Here is a 231-nt window from a genome sequence, read left to right on the forward strand (position 1 = left end):
GTGGTGCGTGGCAGTCGGTATCGGATGCGTCGTCGAATGCCTATCGCGCAGTGTTTTTCAAGCAGGTGAAGGTGCTTGACGTCGATCTGACTGCACGCGCGGCGCTGAATCCGGACGACGCAGGACGACCGACGTCGGTGGCCGTGCGCGTCTACCAGCTGAAGGATCGCAAGATGTTCGATGCGGCGTCGTATGACGATCTGTTGAAGAGCGATCGCACGGTGCTTGCCC

1 protein-coding gene is annotated in these 231 nt (G+C 60.6%); it reads left to right on the forward strand.

All coding sequences use genetic code 11. From position 1 onward, the window contains the following. On the forward strand, positions 1-231 hold a 231-nt coding region (gene tssJ / locus ACPYOJ_RS37145), incomplete at both ends, for a type VI secretion system lipoprotein TssJ (RefSeq protein ID WP_481420651.1).

The sequence above is a fragment of the Rhizobium sp. SVR5-9E genome (assembly GCF_056755095.1).